We start from the raw sequence: 18,064 nt of genomic DNA, 5'->3' as shown, positions 1-18,064 counted from the left end.
TTAACTCGATCACTATGACGACAGCATAGGGAGTAAAAAATGTCATCTTCTGAACCAATCAATATTCATCAGCTTTCCGTAAAAGACCTAGCATTAATGGAAGAATTATTGACTGTCTTTGGGGAAGCTTTTGACGAAGTTGATACCTATAGCTCATCTCGTCCGAGTGATGTTTATCTCAAGCGCTTGCTAAGCAGTGATTATTTCATTGCACTTGCCGCATTAAAAAATGGAGCAGTAGTTGGAGGGCTTACTGCTTACGAACTCCAGAAGTTTGAGCAAGAGCGTAGTGAAATTTATATTTACGATCTGGCTGTTGCAGCAGCGCATCGACGGGAAGGAATAGCCACTGCATTAATTCAGGAATTAAAGAAGGTTGCTGTAGCGAGAGCAGCCTACGTTATTTTTGTACAGGCTGACTTAGGCGATGACCCTGCGATCGCACTTTATACAAAGCTTGGCGTGCGTGAAGATGTGCTTCATTTTGACATTGCCGTTAACGATAATAGCGATCGCCCTAATCAAAAAGTTTAATCTACCTGTTGATAATCCTTGCCCAGTCTAAAAATATAGCAATGTAAGTTTTGCAACCCAAAAGATGAGTGGCGGCGCGAAGCGCCGCCACTCATCTTATTGCTATAGATATCAAATCCCCAGAATTATTGGCGCTTCGTGAAGTACCACTAATTTCTGGGGGAGGAAGGGAGTACCAAACCATCTTCATTTTTAGGTTAGAAAAACGCTATATTGATCATGTTTAATCATCCTGTGCGCGAAGCTCATGTCTGAACCTATCTGGTCCTATGTCACTCCTGGCATTCCTGACGAATTATTCGATCGCTTACCAGGAATACCAATGAGCAAATGTGAAACAAGGCTGTTAATTGTTGGACAATTGCGGCTTAAGGCTGACTCAGTACTATGGGATATTGGCGCAGGTACAGGGACAATCCCCATTGAGACAGGCTTGCTATGTCCTCAGGGCAAAATTGTGGCGATCGAGCGTGATGAAGATGTGGCGGGATTGATTGCTAAGAATTGCCAGAAATTTGCGGTGAATAATGTCGAAATTAAAATTGGTAGTGCGCCAGAATGTCTTACTAGTCTGACGACTAATCCCGATCGCATTTGTATTGAAGGTGGGCGATCGGTATCGGAAATTCTGGAATATTGTTGGGAGCGTTTGCAAATTGATGGCAGGGCGATCGCTACTACTAATAGTCTGGAAGGTTTGTATGCTATTTCTGAAAGTTTTGCCAAACTCCAAGCGCGAAATGTAGAAGTAGTGCAGTCCTCAGTGAACCGTTTAGAAACTCGCGGCAATCGTCAAGTTTTTGCAGCTGTTAGCCCTATGTTTATTATTAGCGGCGAAAAACTGTAATCCCCCTCTAATTCCCCCTTGCAAAGGGGGAAAACTAGAAATTGCGTTCCCTCCCCTTTGCAAGGGGAGGGTTAGGGAGGGGTTAGGAAATTTCGCGAATTTGAGGTTTTCCGTCCTTAAATTCACCAACTAAAATGAGATCGGTAACGCCAACAAATAGACCATTCTCGACTACACCAGGGATGTTGTTCAAGGTCTTCTCCAGTTCGGCAGCATCCGCGATCGCATCAAAGGTGACATCTAAAACCATGTTGCCTTGATCGGTAATGACGGGACCATCTTTTTTGACACCCATCCGCAGGTCAGGCTTACCACCCAATTTTTCGACAGCCCTAGTTACTGGAGCAACTGCCATCGGCAAAACTTCGATCGGTACGGCGAAAGTGGAGCCAAGCTTATCGACTAGTTTAGATTCATCGACTACGACAATGAATAAAGCCGCGAGTGAATCGACAACTTTCTCACGGGTATGAGCAGCGCCGCCACCCTTAATTAAAGTTTTATTGGGGTCAACTTCATCCGCACCATCGATCGCTACATCCACGCGATCGACATCATCAAGACTGCGGATGGGAATACCATATTTTTTGCCCAAGACTGAAGCTTGGAAAGAAGTGGGGATACCGACAATATCGGTTAACTCACCTGTCGAAATGCGCCGACCTAACTCCTCGATCGCAAAAGCAGTTGTCGAACCAGTACCTAAACCAACTACCATGCCCGACTTGACGCGCTGCGCCGCCGCAATGCCAACTTCTTGTTTTAACTTTTTAATATCTTCAGCAGAAATACTCATGGGAAATACTTATTTATAAACTTAAAAGCAGTAATTTTAATCCTATCGCAACCTGTGAGCAGCAACTGAGAATCCGCTTAAACAAAATGTACTGTATGATACATTTATATGGCGTGCTGATCCAAAAACAGTTACGCTGTATGGCTGATTACACTGCTGTCATTATTTAAGTTACAAGTAAAGTGGGCGGGCTTAAAGATTAACTTTTTATCTAATTTCACAGAGATTGAATTCTTTTGTTATTTAAAATATCGCAATTTTATGAAAAGGCTGACCTATATTAGTAAGTTCGCGCGATCGCTAACTACAAAAGAAATTGAAAGTATTGGCAGTGTTTCCCAAACAAATAACTCTAGGGATGGTATTACGGGAGTATTGCTATCTTGCAGTGGCATATTTTTTCAAATCTTAGAAGGTGAAGAAGATAGAATTGATAGCCTTTACACAAGAATCTTAGAAGATGATCGTCATAATCAGATTCTTTGTCTCAAATCAGAGCAAAATGTCTCACAGCGACGCTTTCCAGATTGGTCGATGGAAGTAATTGCTTTAGATGAAAACAACGATATTTTGCTACAGCCCATCAAGATTTTGCTGCAAACCTTGGGCGAATCACAAACAATTTTAGCGAGTTATACGCAATCAGGAGTTTTGCAAGCAATAGAGAAAGGAATTAATCCACTCACCCTTACACCCCGTTACGCCGAAAAAATCATTTTTTTTGCCGATATCATTAGCTTTACCAGCATTACCGAAAAGCTAGAAGTAACTGAAGTTGTGGATTTACTCAATCAATTTTTTACAATCTGTACTAAAGCGATCGCAGCTAGAGGTGGCGAAGTTACGAAATTTATTGGCGATTGTGTAATGGCGTATTTTGATGGCGATCGCGCCGATGAAGCAATGCAAGCAAGTTTAGATATTCTTGCCGAACTAGAAATTTTACGCAATCAAGCACCCGCTCATAGTCCTTTACGAGTTCTCTATATTGGCATCGGGCTCTCGAAAGGAACAGTTTTGGAAGGAAATATTGGTTCTCAAACTAAAAAAGAATATACAGTCATTGGTGATGCGGTGAATGTTGCTTCAAGGATTGAAGCTCTGACTAGACAGCTAAATCGATTTTTGGTGTTTTCGGCATCTGTACGGGAGGGACTAAGCGATCGCTGGCGAGCGGTAAGGCTAGGGGATTTTAAAGCAAAAGGAAAAGAGGCGATCGTCGAGGTGTATTCGATTGATGATGTGTTAACTTTCCAAAAGTCAGACTTTCAGAAGCTAAAACAAGAAATTAAGCAACATCTTGAACTAATTGGCAGTCAAACCCCAGAGTTAGTGTAGTAAATGCAGGTGGCGCGAAGCGCCACCTGCATTTACATTTTTTGAAAGCGTTGCTTGACAACGCTTTCAAAAAATATATTGTGTTTTACTACAGCGCAAAGCGCTGTATGCTGTACGATCGCTAATAGCGATGAATATAACCTCATGATGTCAAACCTTTTAGATAACCGCTATCGCGTCACTAGCGTCCTAGGCAGTGGCGGCTTTGGGGAAACCTATTTGGCTGAAGACACCAAAGTACCCTCCAACCGTCGATGCGTAATTAAGCAACTTAAACCCGTTGCTGACAATCCCCAAATGTATGAATTACTGCAACAAAGGTTTCATCGCGAGGCAGCCGTCCTCGAAACGTTGGGAGAAGAAAGTCGCTATATTCCCAAACTCTATGCAAACTTTACGGAAAACGGATTATTCTATTTAGTTCAAGAATGGATTGATGGACTAACTCTAACCGAAACTATTGAACGTAGTGGCAAATGGAATGAAGATGCGGTCAGACAATTACTGATTAGCATTCTGCAAACGCTAATCTATGTGCATGATCGCGGCATTATTCATCGAGATATCAAGCCCGATAATATTATTTTACGTTCTGGTGAACCAGTTCTAATTGACTTTGGCGCAGTTAAAGAAACTCTCAATGTCAGCACAATTCGTAGTTCGGCGCAGCAAGCACATTCGATTGTGATCGGTACACCAGGATTCATGGCTTCCGAACAAGCGGCTGGCCGACCATTTTTTGCTAGCGATCTCTATAGCCTTGCCTTAACTGCTATTTTCGCGCTGACGGGGAAATATCCTCAAGAACTCGGAACTGATCCGCAAACAGGAGAAGTTCTCTGGCAGCCGCTTGTACAGGGAATTAGTACAGATTTAAAAGCCATATTTGCGAAGGTATTGCAGTTTGATCCACGAGATCGCTATAGCTCGGCAAGAGAGATGCTAGAAGCATTGCGCCCAACTCAAATACTCAATCAATCTCCTCCTAAACAAGTTCCCAAATCTCCAGCTCTGTCAAATATGCAGACTGTTGCCGTAACGCCTAGAGGCTATATACCACCTACAGTTCCTGATCAATCTGTTTATGTCTATCAACCTCAACAAAATCCCAAGAAAAAGATCTTTGGTCAGTTATTAGCAACCATGATTGTTGGTGGCACAGTTGGAGCAGCGATCGCTTTTGGTGTGGTTGTTTCGCAAAATGGTGGCATAGTCGCATTATGGAATAAAATCTTTCCTGCTAATCAGTCTGTTGCCAAAACACCGTTTTATTTTCTTGCCGATTCTGCTTTTGAGGAAAAAGACAAAGCCAATCTCAGAGTAGAAAAATTAAAGTCTTTAGGATATACAGATGCAGGCTTGTTCTGGATACCTGACTATCCTAATTTAGGAAGCAATAAATTTCAGCAAGTCTATACAGGACGGTTTCAAGATCTTGAAAGCTGCAAGACCAAACTCAATGAACATCTCAAATTTGTAGATGATGCCTATTGCGCTTTTGCTAGTCCTAATGCCAAAGATCCAGTTCAGAGAATTTCTAAAAGCGATTTGCCACAACCTACAGCTTCGCCTACACCTACGCCAACAGCAACTCCATCAAAAACGCCAACGCCAACTCCTACACCAACTAGACCCTCTCCAGAACAAGCAATCAGAGACTATTACAGTCTAATTAACGATCGCCAATTCCAAAATGCATGGCAAAGTCTGACACCCAAGTTTCAACGCGATCGAGCTGGTGGCTTTAACACTTTTACTGACTGGTGGGGCACTGTTGATCAAGTCTCAGTTAATGGAGCACGTCTTGTTGAAACTAAAGAGAATTCAGCGATCATTGATATTGATCTCACCTACCGAAAAGATAAAGCTACTTTTCCTGAGACTCTTCGTATGTCTCTAGTTTGGAATGAGTCTGCTAAACAATGGCAAATCAGTGAAACACAGAGACAGTAATCCGCGTATATAGCGCTTTTCAAGCAAGCGAGGTACATAGGTTTGCTTCCCCGCCGAAGGCGGGGAAGCAAACCATACGTCACTAGACTGATAAACGCTATAACTATATAGAATAGAAATGTAGGGGCAAATCATTCCCGTCACAATCTATAAATTTTTAGATAACCTTCCTTTGGGAATGCTCTGCCCAAAACCTCGCAACTCAGGGATAGATTGTCTGTAAAAGCACAGAGGGCTTTGCATTTGCGGATCTATATTTCTGTGATGAGTTTTAAAATTGTGGCGCAAATGCTAAGCCCCTACTATATTCCATTTATATAAAAGCCGAGAATATGCTAAATCAACCACTAGTCAGCATCATTATGGGTAGTGATTCTGACCTACCAACCATGCAAGGCGCGATCGCAATTTGTCAGCAGTTCAATATTCCCCACGAAGTCGCGATTATCTCTGCTCATCGAACCCCTGAGAGAATGGTGGAATTTGCGAAGAATGCCCATATGCGAGGAATTAAAGTAATTATTGCAGGGGCAGGCGGGGCTGCTCACTTACCAGGAATGGTAGCGGCGCTTTCGCCTTTGCCTGTGATTGGTGTGCCAGTCTCGACTAGACAGCTTAGCGGTGTTGATTCTCTCTATTCGATTGTGCAAATGCCCAAGGGAATTCCTGTCGCAACTGTGGCGATCGGTAATGCTGATAATGCAGGGCTGCTAGCAGTACAGATTCTCGCTAGCCATGACTCTCAACTTCTCGAAAAAGTAATTGCTTATCGTCAATCGCTAAAAGATATGGTGATGGAAAAGCAAGATAAGCTAGATGAACTAGGAAGTGAAAAATATTTGCAGCAAATGTAGTGTGATGTAACGCACCTTTCGCAGATAGAATTCCTGCGATAGCAGAGGTTTGGGGCTGGCACGGGGGCGCAGCGCCTACGGAACAGGAATTATTCAGGTAGGGGCAATCCCCCCGTGGTTGCCCTGCTTCGCTATCAGCAAGAGATTCATCGTCTGCGTTCTGCGTAAACATCAATGATGTAAGTCTTGACCAGTTATGGCGATTTCGCTTAGGATTGAGTAAAGGCGGCGCAATGCGTCGCTTTTACTTTTTGAAGCTTAGAGATATTACATTGACTACTGTTTCGCTATCACATCGCGCTATTCAAATTAAAGAATCCCAAATTCGCGAAGCCTCCCGTTACTGCGAAAAGTTTGGCGCAATTAATCTTGCTCAAGGTTTACCCGACTTTCCTGCACCAGAAGCGATCAAAGAATCCGCAAGAGCCGCGATCGCTTCAGATTTCAATCAATATGCAGATAGTTGGGGTTGGGACAAGTTGCGGGTGGCGATCGCTGAAAAAATGCAGCGAGACAACCAAATTACTGTTGCTCCTGATACAGAAGTAACGGTCTGCTGCGGCGCGACCGAAGGGCTAAATATTGCCCTGATGACCTTAATCAATCAAGGCGATCGCGTTTTAATTTTTGAACCATTTTACGAGAATTACATTCCGAATCTAGCGACTGTAGGCGGGATTCCTGAATTTATTACCCTGCAACCACCACAATGGGAAATCACTCAAGAAATCCTTGAGCCTGCTTTTAAAAAAGGAATTAAGGCAGTAATCATCAATAGCCCTGCTAATCCTACGGGTAAAGTGTGGACGAGGACAGAACTAGAACTCATCGCCAAACTCTGCCAGCAGTATGATGTCTATGCGATTACCGACGAGATTTACGAATACATTATCTATGAAGGCGAACATATTAGCCTGATGAGTATTGAAGGAATGCGCGATCGCACCATCGTCGTGAATGGTTTCTCAAAAACCTTTTGCATCACGGGCTGGCGGTTAGGATATACTGTGGCAAGTCCTGAACTAACAGCCGCAATGCGGCGGATTCATGACTTTATTACGATTTGCGCTCCTGCACCTTTGCAACATGCCGCATTAACTGCGATGCAGTTTGGGCGCGAATATTTTACCAAGTTAGCGTTAGATTACAAACGCAAGCGCGATATGCTTTATCCTGCTTTGGTGGAGCTAGGTTTGTCCCCTGTACTACCGAGAGGCGCATATTACATCTGGACTGATAGCTCCGCGATCGCCCCAGATGCTGACAGTGCAGCCTTTCGCTTAGCCAAAGAAGCCTTAGTTGCTGCTGTCCCTGGTAGTTGCTTTAGTCATCCTGATCGCGACAAGGTAAATGGCTTAAGATTCTGTTTTGCTAAGAAAGATAGCACAATTGAAGCAGCGGTCAAAAATTTGAGTAAACTCAAACTATAGGCTATCAAGACTCATCGATATTTAGCTTTATTTCTAGATTAGGCAAGAATTTCTAGATCAGTTTTGCTAGATTTTATTTAATCTCGATGGTCGGGAGTAAGGCTATGTTTGAAAATATAGAAGATAAAGCGATCGCGAAAGTATCCCAGCTAATTCATGATTATCCAGAGTTTAGGGATTTACCAACTCTGGATATTTCTACATTTCAAGAATTGCGGGAGACAATTGGCGACGATATAATTTTTTCAGATTTAGTTACGATTTATCTTAATTCCGCCGAGAATTTAATGATGTCGATTCAGGCTGCTTTTACTGATCAAGATGCGAGTAAATTTGCACTGGCTTCGCATTCTCTAAAATCTACTAGTGCTAGCATTGGTGCAACTAGACTCTCTCAACTCTCCAAGTATCTAGAGAAAATTGGCAAGTCAGGGGAAATCACGATTTCTTCTGAGTTTTTAACCATCCTTGATAACGAATATAATGAGGTAATTAAGGCGATTAAAGTCTGTATCCTTGAGTTTATGTCACAATAATCACACATTCACGCTTATTGCTAATCTATGCAAGTTCCTGCGATCGCTACCACACCATTTTCTCAAAAACTAAAAGCTCCGTTTCTAAAACATCAGATCTCCATATTGCAGATCAATTTGGGTAAAATTTGTAATCTCGCTTGTACTCACTGTCATGTCGAAGCTAGTCCAACTCGTACCGAAGAATTAACTCCAGAAATTTGCCAACAGTTAATCGAAATCATTCGTCGGTTTCCCGAAATTCAAACAGTAGATCTGACTGGGGGTGCGCCAGAGATGCTGTATGGATTTCATGCATTAGTTAAGGCGGCGCGAGAACTTGGAAAAGAAGCGATCGTTCGTTCTAATTTGACGATTTATTTTGAAAAGGGATATACCGATATACCCGAATTCTTTGCTCAAAACCAAGTGCGAGTTGTTGCGTCTATGCCTTGCTATCTTGAAGACAATGTGGATAAGATGCGTGGCAAAGGTGTATTTGATAAATCAATTCAAGCTTTACAATGGCTAAATAGGCTTGGCTATGGTTCTAATCCTGATTTGATTTTAGATTTGGTATACAACCCACCTCTTCCCAATTCCAATAAATTTTCCCTTGCTCCTAATCAACAAGGTTTAGAAATAGCTTATAAAACCCATCTGCAAGAGCATTTTGGGCTTGTGTTTAACAACCTATTTACAATTACCAATCTTCCCATTGGCAGAAGTAAGTTCCATCTGAGCCATCGCAAGTTAGAAGAAGAATATTCGCAGTTTTTAGAATCTCATTTTAATCCTGACACTCTCGATCGCTTAATGTGTCGAAATCAGCTTTCAATTGATTATCAAGGCAATATCTATGATTGTGATTTTAATCAAATGGAGAATTTGCCAGCGCGATCGCCTAATGGTGAGGCACTGACCGTAGCAAAAATTTTAGAGCTAGGTTCATTAGATATCATCCAAAAAATTCAAACCGATGACTATTGCTATGGTTGCACGGCAGGAAGTGGCTCTAGTTGCGGTGGTGCGTTGTTATGACTATCTTTCCCAAAAAGCAGTTCTCCGAACGGGATATTTGTACCAAATACATTACTCCTGCCTTAGAAAGGGCTGGCTGGGATATCGCTACGCAGATTCGCGAAGAATTTGGTTTGACTAATGGGCGTGTCCTTGTGCGTGGGCAGTTACATACCCGTGCTAAAAACAAGCGTGCTGATTATGTATTGTTTTATAAGCCCAATATCCCGATCGCAGTAATCGAAGCCAAGGATAACAATCATTCTTTGGGTGATGGAATGCAGCAAGGGCTTGGTTATGGGGAAATGCTTGAGGTTCCCTTTATATTTAGCTCCAATGGTGATGGCTTTTTATTTCATAACAAGATTGCCCTTGATGGCATTATTGAGCGAGAAATCAGTCTAGAAGAATTTCCTTCTCCCAATTTGCTCTGGCTATGGTGGTCTGCTCATCGAGGACTAACGGAAAATCAAGAGAGCCTCGTGACGCAGGATTACTATAGCGATGGGTCAAATAAGACTCCGCGCTACTATCAACTATTGGCGATTAACAAGACGATCGAGGCGATCGCTAAGGGACAAAATCGCTTGTTGCTGGTGATGGCAACGGGGACTGGCAAGACATTTACGGCTTTTCAGATTATCTGGCGGCTGTGGAAGTCCAAGAAAAGAAAGCGAATTCTGTTTTTAGCCGATCGCAATATCTTGGTCGATCAGACCATGACGAATGATTTCAAGCCATTCGGCTCGGCGATGACTAAAATTCAGAAGCGGCAAGCGGATAAGTCCTATGAAATTTATCTGTCGCTATATCAGGCTGTAACGGGCAACGAAGAGGCGCAGAATATTTATAAACAGTTCAGTCGTGATTTTTTCGATTTGATCGTGATCGATGAGTGTCATCGGGGGAGTGCGGCTGAGGATTCGGCATGGCGGCAGATTTTAGAATATTTTTCTTCGGCGACACAAATCGGGCTGACAGCAACGCCAAAGGAAACTAAGGAAGTTTCTAATATTGATTATTTTGGGGAACCGATCTATACCTACTCTCTGCGTCAGGGGATTGATGATGGGTTTCTTGCGCCCTATAAAGTGGTGCGGATTGATTTAGATAAAGATCTGGCGGGTTGGCGACCCGATCGCGGCATGGTCGATAAATTTGGCTATGAGATTGAGGATCGCATATATAACCAGAAGGATTTTGATAAAAATTTGGTATTGGAACAGCGCACGAAGTTAGTTGCTAAGAAGGTGAGCGAGTTTCTGAAAGCTACTAACCGCTTTGATAAGACAATTGTGTTTTGTGAAAATATCGATCATGCGGAGCGAATGCGTCAGGCATTGGTGAATGAAAATGCCGATCTTGCTGCTGATTCTCGCTATGTGATGCGGATTACAGGTGATAACGAAGAGGGCAAAGCAGAGCTTGATAATTTTATTTTTCCAGAATCAAAATATCCTGTAATTGCGACGACATCGAAGCTCATGACTACTGGGGTTGATGCTCAAACTTGTAAATTGATTGTGTTGGATCAAAGGATTCAGTCGATGACTGAGTTTAAGCAGATTATTGGGCGCGGTACTCGCATTAATGAGGACTATGACAAGTTCTATTTCACGATCATTGATTTCAAAAAAGCGACGGAGCTGTTTGCCGATCCTGATTTTGACGGCGATCCAGTGCAGATCTATGAGCCAAAATCGGATGAATCGCCAGTGCCGCCAGAACTGCCAGAGGAGGATGAACTCGCCAGCCGCTATCCAGAACCAGACAAAGGCTTGGGATGGACTGCTGAACCCGATGGTTCTGAATATGAGACTGGAGTTAGGCGCTATGTGGTGGCAAATGTTGAGGTGAAGGTTGCGTCTGAACGAGTTCAGTATTTCGATGCTAACGGCAAACTGATTACTGAATCGCTCAAAGACTATACGCGCAAGGCGGTGACTAAGGAATTTGCCTCACTGGATGACTTTCTCAGACGTTGGAGCGATGCTGATAAGAAACAGGCGATCGTTGATGAACTAGCTACTGAGGGTGTATTCTTTGAGGCTTTAGCCCAAGAGATCGGGAAAGATTGCGACCCCTTCGATCTGCTTTGTCATGTTGCTTGGGATATGCCACCGCTGACCCGCAAGGAACGCGCCGATCAGGTAAAAAAGCGCAATTACTTTACTAAGTATGGAGAGCAAGCTAGACGGGTGCTAGAAGCACTACTACAAAAGTATGCTGATGAGGGGGTAGCTCCGATTGAGGAAACACAAATTCTCACGGTTTCGCCTTTCCCGCAATTTGGCACACCGATGGAGATTGTCCGCGCTTTTGGTGGGCTGGATGCCTACCGCTCAGCTTTGCACGAGTTGAAGCGCTCGCTTTATAGTGCGTAAAACACTCTTTCTGTCTACGTTTCGATTAATCAAGCCCCCTAAATCCCCCTATTCTGGGGGACTTTGAAAGACTATTATTTTCTTGTTCCCTAGAATTGGGGCTAGGGGCGAAAACTCTATAATTACGATGCAATTTTAAAGGACGCTCATGGCAATTGGCACACTCATCAAAAGTATTCAGGACATCATGCGGAAGGATGTGGGCGTTGATGGTGACGCTCAGCGCATTAGCCAGATTGTCTGGTTGCTTTTTCTGAAGATTTTTGATGATAAGGAACAGGAGTGGGAGTTTACGATTTCGGACTATAAATCTCCGTTGCAGAGCCGTTTTCGTTGGACAAATTGGGCAAAGAATCCAGAGGGGATAACGGGTGAAGAGCTGATCGACTTTGTGAACAATGATCTCTTTCCTTCGCTGAAAAAACTTGCTACTGCGGCTGGGGTGTCGCCACTAGGTAAGGTCGTAGGGGCGGTGTTTGAGGATGCCTATAACTACATGAAGTCGGGGACTTTATTGCGTCAGGTGATTAATAGCATCGAAAGCGATGTGGATTTTAATTCGTCTAGCGATCGCCATTTGTTTAATGACATCTACGAAAAGATTTTGGCGGATCTGCAATCGGCGGGGAATGCGGGGGAATATTACACACCTCGCGCTGTGACTCAGTTTATGGTGGATATTATCAATCCTAAGCTGGGTGAAAAGGTACTTGATCCTGCCTGTGGTACTGGTGGCTTTTTGACCTGTACAATCGAGCATCTGAATCCGCAGATCAAAAATCCTAGCGATCGCACTTTGCGGGAGGCGACGATTCACGGAGTGGAGAAAAAGCCACTGCCGCATATGTTGGCGATGACGAATATGATGTTGCATGGGATCGATGTGCCTAGCAATATTCTCCATGACAATACCTTGAGCCGTCCGCTTAGGGATTACAGCCCGAAGGATCGGGTGGATATTGTGATCACAAATCCACCTTTTGGGGGCATGGAGGAGGATGGTATTGAGAGCAATTTCCCGAAGAAGTACCAGACTCGCGAGACTGCCGATCTATTTATGGCGTTGATTATGCATTTGCTCAAGCCTGATACTGGACGCGCTGCGGTGGTGTTGCCCGATGGCTTCTTATTTGGTGAGGGAACGAAAACTAATCTGAAGCGGGAACTTCTGGAAGAATTTAATCTGCATACAATCGTACGTTTGCCAAAGGGTGTGTTTAGTCCCTATACGGGCATTAATACGAATATTCTCTTTTTTGAGAAGGGTGAGCCGACTAAGGATGTCTGGTTTTTTGCCCATCCATATCCTGAGGGCTACAAGTCCTATTCGCGTTCTAAGCCGCTGACGATCGCGGAGTTCGATCGCGAGAAAAAGTGGTGGGGCGGGGCGACCAGAAAGGGGCGCAAGGTGAATGAATATGCTTGGAAGGTATCAGCGGCGGAGATTGCGGCTCGGAATTATAATCTTGATTGTAAAAATCCCCATGAGGTGATGGTCAATCATGGCGATCCTGAGGATTTGATGTTGGAATATTTGGAGATTGCCCATGAGATGGAGAAGGCGCAAAATGCTTTGAAGCAGGAGTTGATCAATGCTTTGCAACAAACAAGTGGTGGCATTTAATGGAGTCTAATCGGGTTGAGTATAAAAGGGAATTGACCGATGGTTTCGAGCGAGAGGCGATCGCTTTTCTCAACTATCGAGATGGTGGGGTGATCTATATCGGTATTGAGCGAGATGGTGCGGTGGTGGGTGTTGCTGACTGTGATGCGGTGCAACTGGCGATTAAAGATCGGTTAAAAAATAATATTTTGCCGTCCTGTTTAGGTCTTTTTGATGTGATTCATCAAGTCCGCGAGTCTCAGGACATTATCAAAGTCACTCTAGCCAGTGGTTCAGAAAAGCCCTATTACTTGCGAAAGTATGGGATGTCTGAGAAGGGCTGTTTTATGAGGATTGGCAGTGCATCTGAGCCGATGTCGGGGCGGATGATTGAGGAGCTTTTTGCTAAGCGGACTCGTAACTCTTTGGGGCGGATGCGATCGCTTCAGCAAAGTCTCAATTTTGAGCAGCTTAGAATTTATTATGAGGAGGCGGGGTTTTCGTTAGGCGATCGCTTTGCGGCGAATTTGGAATTGCTGACTGAGGATGGTGCGTATAACTATGCAGCCTATTTGCTAAGCGATCGCAATGGTAATTCGGTGCAGGTGGCAAAATATCGAGGTTTGGATCGCTATGATTTGATTGATACTAATGAGTATGGGTATTGCTCGTTGATTAAGACTTGTAAGCAGGTGCTCGATCGCTTAGATGTAGAAAATCGCACGGCTACAAAAATTACAGGCAAAGAGAGAATCGAGCGGCGGTTGTGGAATGTAGTGGCGCTGCGCGAGGCGGTGATCAATGCAATTATTCACAATGATTACACTAATGAGGCTGTGCCTAAGTTTGAGATTTTTGACGATCGCCTTGAAATTACGTCTGCGGGGTCGATTCCTGAAGGGGTGGCGCGTGAGGAGTTTTTTGCTGGTTATTCGATTCCACGCAATAAGATTTTGATGCGGGTTTTCAAAGATCTCGATATTGTGGAATATCTGGGTTCTGGGATGCCTCGTATCTTGAGAGCCTATCCAAAGGAGTCTTTTATTTTTACGGCTAATTTTATTAGGACTGTGTTTCCGATTTCGCTAGAGGCTCTAGAGCTAGAAAGGGGAGCATCAATACAGTCTGAGGGGCAAGCTGACTTGCGGCTAGAGTCGAGGCTAGAGTCGAGGCTAGAGTCGAGGCTAGCAACAAAGGTGTTTTTGCATCTGGCACAGGATGCTGACAACAAGGCTGGTATGTCGAGAATGTTAGGTCATAAGACAATTTCTGGAGAACTGAATAAGCAGATCAAACGTTTACTCTCACTCAATCTAATTGAAATGACTATTCCTGATAAGCCTAATAGCCGTTTACAAAAATATCGCTTGACTCCAACGGGGCAAGCCTTGCTTGCAAAGGAAAAAAATCGCCATGAATAACGAAACAATCTTGCTTTTAGAAAAATATTTTGATGTGGCTTTTGCTGCACCTGATGGGGTGAAGAACCTGCGTGAGTTGATTTTGTCGCTAGCGATGCAGGGGAAGTTAGTTCCACAAGATCCAAGCGATCAGTCTGCTAGGGAGTTGTTGAAGGAGATTGAGGCGGAGAAAAGTAGATTGGTGAAGGATGGGAAGATTAAGGCTTCTAAGCCTTTGCCTGAGATTAAGCCTGATGAAGTTCCTTATGATTTGCCGAAAAGTTGGGAGTGGGTGAGATTAGGAGAAATTGCTACTCAAATTACAGATGGAGTTCATCAAACACCAAAATATCTCGATACTGGAATCCCATTTATCTCTATCAAAGATATAAATGGCAAAACAGTTTCATTTAATGATTGCAAATACATTTCTCAAGAAGAACATCAACAAATAAATTTACGCTGTAATCCTGAAAGAGGAGATATATTGATTTGTCGTATTGGAACATTAGGACGCGCAACTATAGTTGACACTGATAGATGCTTTAGTTTGTTTGTTAGTGTTGGATTATTGAAGTTTCCTCAGCATCTCATTATCCCAATATTTACCCATAGAACCCTAAGCTCTCCTTTCTTGATTCGACAGTATGATCAAATAAAAGCGGGTGGGAGCCATACGAACAAACTTAATTTAGGTGATATTCCTAGATTGATTTTCCCACTTCCACCACTTGCAGAACAACGCCGTATTGTTGCCAAAATTGATGAACTAATGGCGAGATGTGATGAACTGGAAAAACTGCGCCAAGTCCATGCTCAAAAACAAATCACCGTCCATAATGCAGCGCTGAATCAATTACTGACAGCCAAAGATCACAACGACTTCAAAACCTCATGGCATTTCATCTCCCAACATTTCGGCGAACTTTATTCTGTTAAAGCAAATGTAGCAGAACTACGCAAAGCTATCCTCCAACTCGCTGTCATGGGCAAGCTAGTACCACAAAATCCTAATGACCAGCCAGCTAGTGAGTTGTTGAATGCGATCGAGGTAGAGAAAAATAGATTAGTTAAGGAAGGAAAAATTAAAAGAGAAAGTAAAATCCCTCTTCTTCTAGAAAAAGAAATCCCTTTCAATGTGCCTAAAAGTTGGCAATGGACTAGACTGGGATTGGTCATGGAAAGGCTTACGGACTACCATGCAAATGGATCATATGAAATTTTAAAAAAGCATGTTGAATTATTAGACGAACCCGATTTTGCAATAATGCTCAGAACTACTAATTTCAGCGAAAAGTCTAGAGAGAAATACAAATATATAACAAAAGAAGCATACGAATATCTAGAAAAATCCAAGGTTTTTGCAGGAGACATAATTATGAATAAAATTGCCGATCCTGGAGCCACATTTTATGTAGACGATAGAGGTAAACCAATGTCTTTGGCAATGAACTTATTTCTATTGAAATTCAATCCCAAAAACATGCTGAGTAAGTTTGTATATTTTTATCTCGCTGGAAATTATGATTACGTTGTATCTTTTTCTAGCGGAACAGCAACACCAACTATTACAAAAGATGCTGTGAAGTCTTTACGATTTCCTCTCCCTCCACTTGCAGAACAACATCGCATTGTTGCCAAAATCGACCAACTCATGACCCTTTGCGACGAGCTAGAAAAGCAGATAGATATCGCCAATAGCAAAAAGACCAACCTACTCAACTCCGTGATGACCAAGGTTTAGCTCAAAACCTAAAAATTTTGCTAGACTACACAACAAAGCCTAATCATATTCCTATGAAATCAATCGATCCAACCATTCAGTCAGCTTGGACAAATGAAGCTAAAACTAGACGTGACGCAGTGCGAGATGACTCTGTGCAGACTATTTCAGGAGATGATGCCCTAGCTCAAATAAAATGTACTGTAGCCGAGAAGTTGGATATTGGAAGAATAGAAAAAAGTAACTCATTAATACTGCATTAGCTTTTATGACCATCTCACCCAAGTGATTTCTAGAGAAATGATTTGGTGGCGATCGCACCGTAGATCTAGTGAAATGCGATCGCAATCAAACCTCAAATCTATAATTAACTGATGTTGCGTGGAACACAGATAATTAATCTCTTACTGCAAGCATAGCAGGGCAACCACGGGGGGATTGCCCCTACCCCAAAATTTAAGGGTTATCGTAGGGGCTGTGCCCCCGTACCAGCCCTAGACCTATGCTATGGCAGGAATTCCTTCCACGTAACATCAGTAATTAAGGAACAGGCACAACATCTAGTAAGCGCTGAATGATCTTCTTTGGCGATCGCCTTCCTGCGGTCATAATCCGATGCCCTAAAACAAATGGGGCAAGGAACTTCACATCATCAGGCAGAACATAATCAGACTTGCGATTAGGATCAAGCATTTGTTGAATAAAGGCATAGCTCTGAACTGATCGCAATAAAGCGCTTGTACCTCTAGGACTCACGCCAAGGGTAATTTCTTCATCGTTACGAGTCGCGCGGACAATATTCACAATGTATTCGCTAGTTGCGTCACTGACAGGCACTTGAGTGCAGAGTTGTCGAATCTCTAGTACTTCTTCAGGAGTGATACATGCTTCTAATTGAGCCGAACCAATTTTCCCAACTTGCATCCGCTTCAGCATTTCTAGCTCTTCCGCTTCACTGGGATAGCCAATACTAAAGGACAATGCAAAGCGATCGAGTTGCGCCTCTGGTAAGGGGAATGTCCCTTGATATTCAATGGGGTTTTGAGTGGCGATCGCAAAAAACGGTGAGGGAACTTTCCGAGATATGCCATCAACGGTGACTTGACTCTCTTCCATTACTTCGAGCAATGCTGACTGAGTTCTTGGTGTTGCCCGATTGATCTCATCAGCTAGCAACACATTTGCAAATACTGGCCCTGGCAAAAACTGAAATTCACCTTTTTGAGGATTCCAAATATTTGTACCCGTAATGTCGGTGGGTAGTAGATCAGGCGTACATTGTACGCGCTGAAATTTACCAGAAATAGAAGCAGCTAGGGATTTGGCGAGTAAAGTCTTGCCTACCCCAGGCACATCTTCGAGTAGGGCGTGACCTCCTGAAAATAGTGCTACTAAGACCAGTTGAATGGCTTCATCTTTGCCAACGATCGCCTGCGCCAGATTGTCAACTAACTGTTGTACTTTAAGTTGCTTTTCCATTTTCCCCATCAAGCTTGTGAAGATCGAGTTTTGCAATACTTTTCATACTAACTTATCGCGGTTCGCTTACCCATGAAAGCAGCAGAGACAAAATTTAGGGTTGTGCTGCGCCTTCGGCGCAGCACAACCCATGAAAGGCAGTAGAGGCAATTCATGAATTGCCTCTACTGCCTTTCATGGGTTGAGAT

The 18,064-nt window shown here is 43.3% G+C and carries 15 protein-coding genes; 13 read left to right on the top strand and 2 right to left on the bottom strand.

Annotated features, from left to right (window positions below; translation table 11 throughout):
- Window positions 1–39 precede the first annotated feature (39 nt).
- Both H6G05_RS04110 and cbiT read left to right on the top strand, forming a co-directional pair.
- Window positions 40–534 (top strand): AAC(3)-I family aminoglycoside N-acetyltransferase, encoded by a 495-nt coding sequence (locus H6G05_RS04110; protein WP_190576553.1) that lies wholly within the window; start codon window positions 40–42, stop codon window positions 532–534.
- Between the two features lie 247 nt (window positions 535–781).
- Window positions 782–1,381 carry a precorrin-6Y C5,15-methyltransferase subunit CbiT gene (gene cbiT, locus H6G05_RS04105; RefSeq protein WP_190576550.1) on the top strand — a complete coding sequence of 200 codons (600 nt, stop codon included), beginning with the start codon at window positions 782–784 and terminating at the stop codon, window positions 1,379–1,381.
- Window positions 1,382–1,463: 82 nt separating this feature from the next.
- On the opposite strand, the gene rpiA is transcribed toward cbiT, so the two are convergent.
- Window positions 1,464–2,177 (bottom strand): ribose-5-phosphate isomerase RpiA, encoded by a 714-nt coding sequence (gene rpiA / locus H6G05_RS04100; RefSeq protein WP_176453198.1) that lies wholly within the window; start codon window positions 2,175–2,177, stop codon window positions 1,464–1,466.
- A 261-nt stretch (window positions 2,178–2,438) separates the two neighbouring features.
- Between rpiA and H6G05_RS04095 the strand changes: the two genes are divergently transcribed.
- The 11 genes from H6G05_RS04095 to H6G05_RS04045 all read left to right on the top strand — a co-directional run bounded on the left by H6G05_RS04095 (window position 2,439) and on the right by H6G05_RS04045 (window position 16,660).
- Window positions 2,439–3,515 carry a BLUF domain-containing protein gene (locus tag H6G05_RS04095; protein WP_190576548.1) on the top strand — a complete coding sequence of 359 codons (1,077 nt, stop codon included), beginning with the start codon at window positions 2,439–2,441 and terminating at the stop codon, window positions 3,513–3,515.
- Window positions 3,516–3,659: 144 nt separating this feature from the next.
- Window positions 3,660–5,468, top strand: a complete 1,809-nt coding sequence (locus H6G05_RS04090) for a serine/threonine protein kinase (protein WP_199310316.1) — start codon at window positions 3,660–3,662, stop codon at window positions 5,466–5,468.
- Between the two features lie 332 nt (window positions 5,469–5,800).
- Window positions 5,801–6,322: a 5-(carboxyamino)imidazole ribonucleotide mutase gene (purE, locus tag H6G05_RS04085; protein ID WP_190576546.1), complete on the top strand. Its 522-nt coding sequence runs from the start codon at window positions 5,801–5,803 to the stop codon at window positions 6,320–6,322.
- Between the two features lie 272 nt (window positions 6,323–6,594).
- A complete protein-coding gene (locus tag H6G05_RS04080) occupies window positions 6,595–7,752 on the top strand; it encodes a pyridoxal phosphate-dependent aminotransferase (RefSeq protein WP_199310314.1) in 1,158 nt (385 codons plus the stop codon).
- Between the two features lie 104 nt (window positions 7,753–7,856).
- Entirely contained in the window at window positions 7,857–8,288 is a 432-nt protein-coding gene (locus H6G05_RS04075) for an Hpt domain-containing protein (RefSeq protein WP_190576542.1), read from the top strand.
- Window positions 8,289–8,315: 27 nt separating this feature from the next.
- Entirely contained in the window at window positions 8,316–9,308 is a 993-nt protein-coding gene (gene arsS / locus H6G05_RS04070) for an arsenosugar biosynthesis radical SAM (seleno)protein ArsS (protein WP_190576540.1), read from the top strand.
- Window positions 9,305–11,671 carry an EcoAI/FtnUII family type I restriction enzme subunit R gene (hsdR, locus tag H6G05_RS04065; protein WP_190576538.1) on the top strand — a complete coding sequence of 789 codons (2,367 nt, stop codon included), beginning with the start codon at window positions 9,305–9,307 and terminating at the stop codon, window positions 11,669–11,671. Before arsS ends, hsdR begins: the two co-directional genes overlap by 4 nt.
- A 148-nt stretch (window positions 11,672–11,819) precedes the next feature.
- Window positions 11,820–13,295 carry a type I restriction-modification system subunit M gene (locus H6G05_RS04060; protein WP_190576536.1) on the top strand — a complete coding sequence of 492 codons (1,476 nt, stop codon included), beginning with the start codon at window positions 11,820–11,822 and terminating at the stop codon, window positions 13,293–13,295.
- A complete protein-coding gene (locus H6G05_RS04055) occupies window positions 13,295–14,695 on the top strand; it encodes an ATP-binding protein (protein WP_190576534.1) in 1,401 nt (466 codons plus the stop codon). Before H6G05_RS04060 ends, H6G05_RS04055 begins: the two co-directional genes overlap by 1 nt.
- Window positions 14,688–16,418, top strand: coding sequence for a restriction endonuclease subunit S (locus tag H6G05_RS04050; RefSeq protein ID WP_199310312.1), 1,731 nt, complete (start codon window positions 14,688–14,690; stop codon window positions 16,416–16,418). Before H6G05_RS04055 ends, H6G05_RS04050 begins: the two co-directional genes overlap by 8 nt.
- 53 nt (window positions 16,419–16,471) lie before the next feature.
- Window positions 16,472–16,660: an addiction module protein gene (locus H6G05_RS04045; RefSeq protein WP_190576532.1), complete on the top strand. Its 189-nt coding sequence runs from the start codon at window positions 16,472–16,474 to the stop codon at window positions 16,658–16,660.
- 277 nt (window positions 16,661–16,937) lie between these two features.
- Here the strand turns inward: H6G05_RS04045 and H6G05_RS04040 are convergent, their stop codons facing one another.
- A complete protein-coding gene (locus H6G05_RS04040) occupies window positions 16,938–17,876 on the bottom strand; it encodes an AAA family ATPase (protein ID WP_190576530.1) in 939 nt (312 codons plus the stop codon).
- Window positions 17,877–18,064: the final 188 nt, after the last annotated feature.

The organism is Phormidium tenue FACHB-1050 (assembly GCF_014696925.1).
Lineage (GTDB): Bacteria > Cyanobacteriota > Cyanobacteriia > Pseudanabaenales > Pseudanabaenaceae > Pseudanabaena.
Note: the sequence above shows the minus strand (reverse complement) of the source record. Positions and strands in the feature narration are given on the sequence as shown.

What these genes read in the sequence shown, in the direction of transcription:
- H6G05_RS04110 (WP_190576553.1), top strand. Translation starts at nt 40, where the DNA reads ATGTCATCTTCTGAACCAATCAATATTCATCAGCTTTCCGTAAAAGAC.
- cbiT (WP_190576550.1), top strand. Translation starts at nt 782, where the DNA reads ATGTCTGAACCTATCTGGTCCTATGTCACTCCTGGCATTCCTGACGAA.
- rpiA (WP_176453198.1), bottom strand. Translation starts at nt 2,177, where the DNA reads ATGAGTATTTCTGCTGAAGATATTAAAAAGTTAAAACAAGAAGTTGGC.
- H6G05_RS04095 (WP_190576548.1), top strand. Translation starts at nt 2,439, where the DNA reads ATGAAAAGGCTGACCTATATTAGTAAGTTCGCGCGATCGCTAACTACA.
- H6G05_RS04090 (WP_199310316.1), top strand. Translation starts at nt 3,660, where the DNA reads ATGATGTCAAACCTTTTAGATAACCGCTATCGCGTCACTAGCGTCCTA.
- purE (WP_190576546.1), top strand. Translation starts at nt 5,801, where the DNA reads ATGCTAAATCAACCACTAGTCAGCATCATTATGGGTAGTGATTCTGAC.
- H6G05_RS04075 (WP_190576542.1), top strand. Translation starts at nt 7,857, where the DNA reads ATGTTTGAAAATATAGAAGATAAAGCGATCGCGAAAGTATCCCAGCTA.
- arsS (WP_190576540.1), top strand. Translation starts at nt 8,316, where the DNA reads ATGCAAGTTCCTGCGATCGCTACCACACCATTTTCTCAAAAACTAAAA.
- hsdR (WP_190576538.1), top strand. Translation starts at nt 9,305, where the DNA reads ATGACTATCTTTCCCAAAAAGCAGTTCTCCGAACGGGATATTTGTACC.
- H6G05_RS04060 (WP_190576536.1), top strand. Translation starts at nt 11,820, where the DNA reads ATGGCAATTGGCACACTCATCAAAAGTATTCAGGACATCATGCGGAAG.
- H6G05_RS04055 (WP_190576534.1), top strand. Translation starts at nt 13,295, where the DNA reads ATGGAGTCTAATCGGGTTGAGTATAAAAGGGAATTGACCGATGGTTTC.
- H6G05_RS04050 (WP_199310312.1), top strand. Translation starts at nt 14,688, where the DNA reads ATGAATAACGAAACAATCTTGCTTTTAGAAAAATATTTTGATGTGGCT.
- H6G05_RS04045 (WP_190576532.1), top strand. Translation starts at nt 16,472, where the DNA reads ATGAAATCAATCGATCCAACCATTCAGTCAGCTTGGACAAATGAAGCT.
- H6G05_RS04040 (WP_190576530.1), bottom strand. Translation starts at nt 17,876, where the DNA reads ATGGAAAAGCAACTTAAAGTACAACAGTTAGTTGACAATCTGGCGCAG.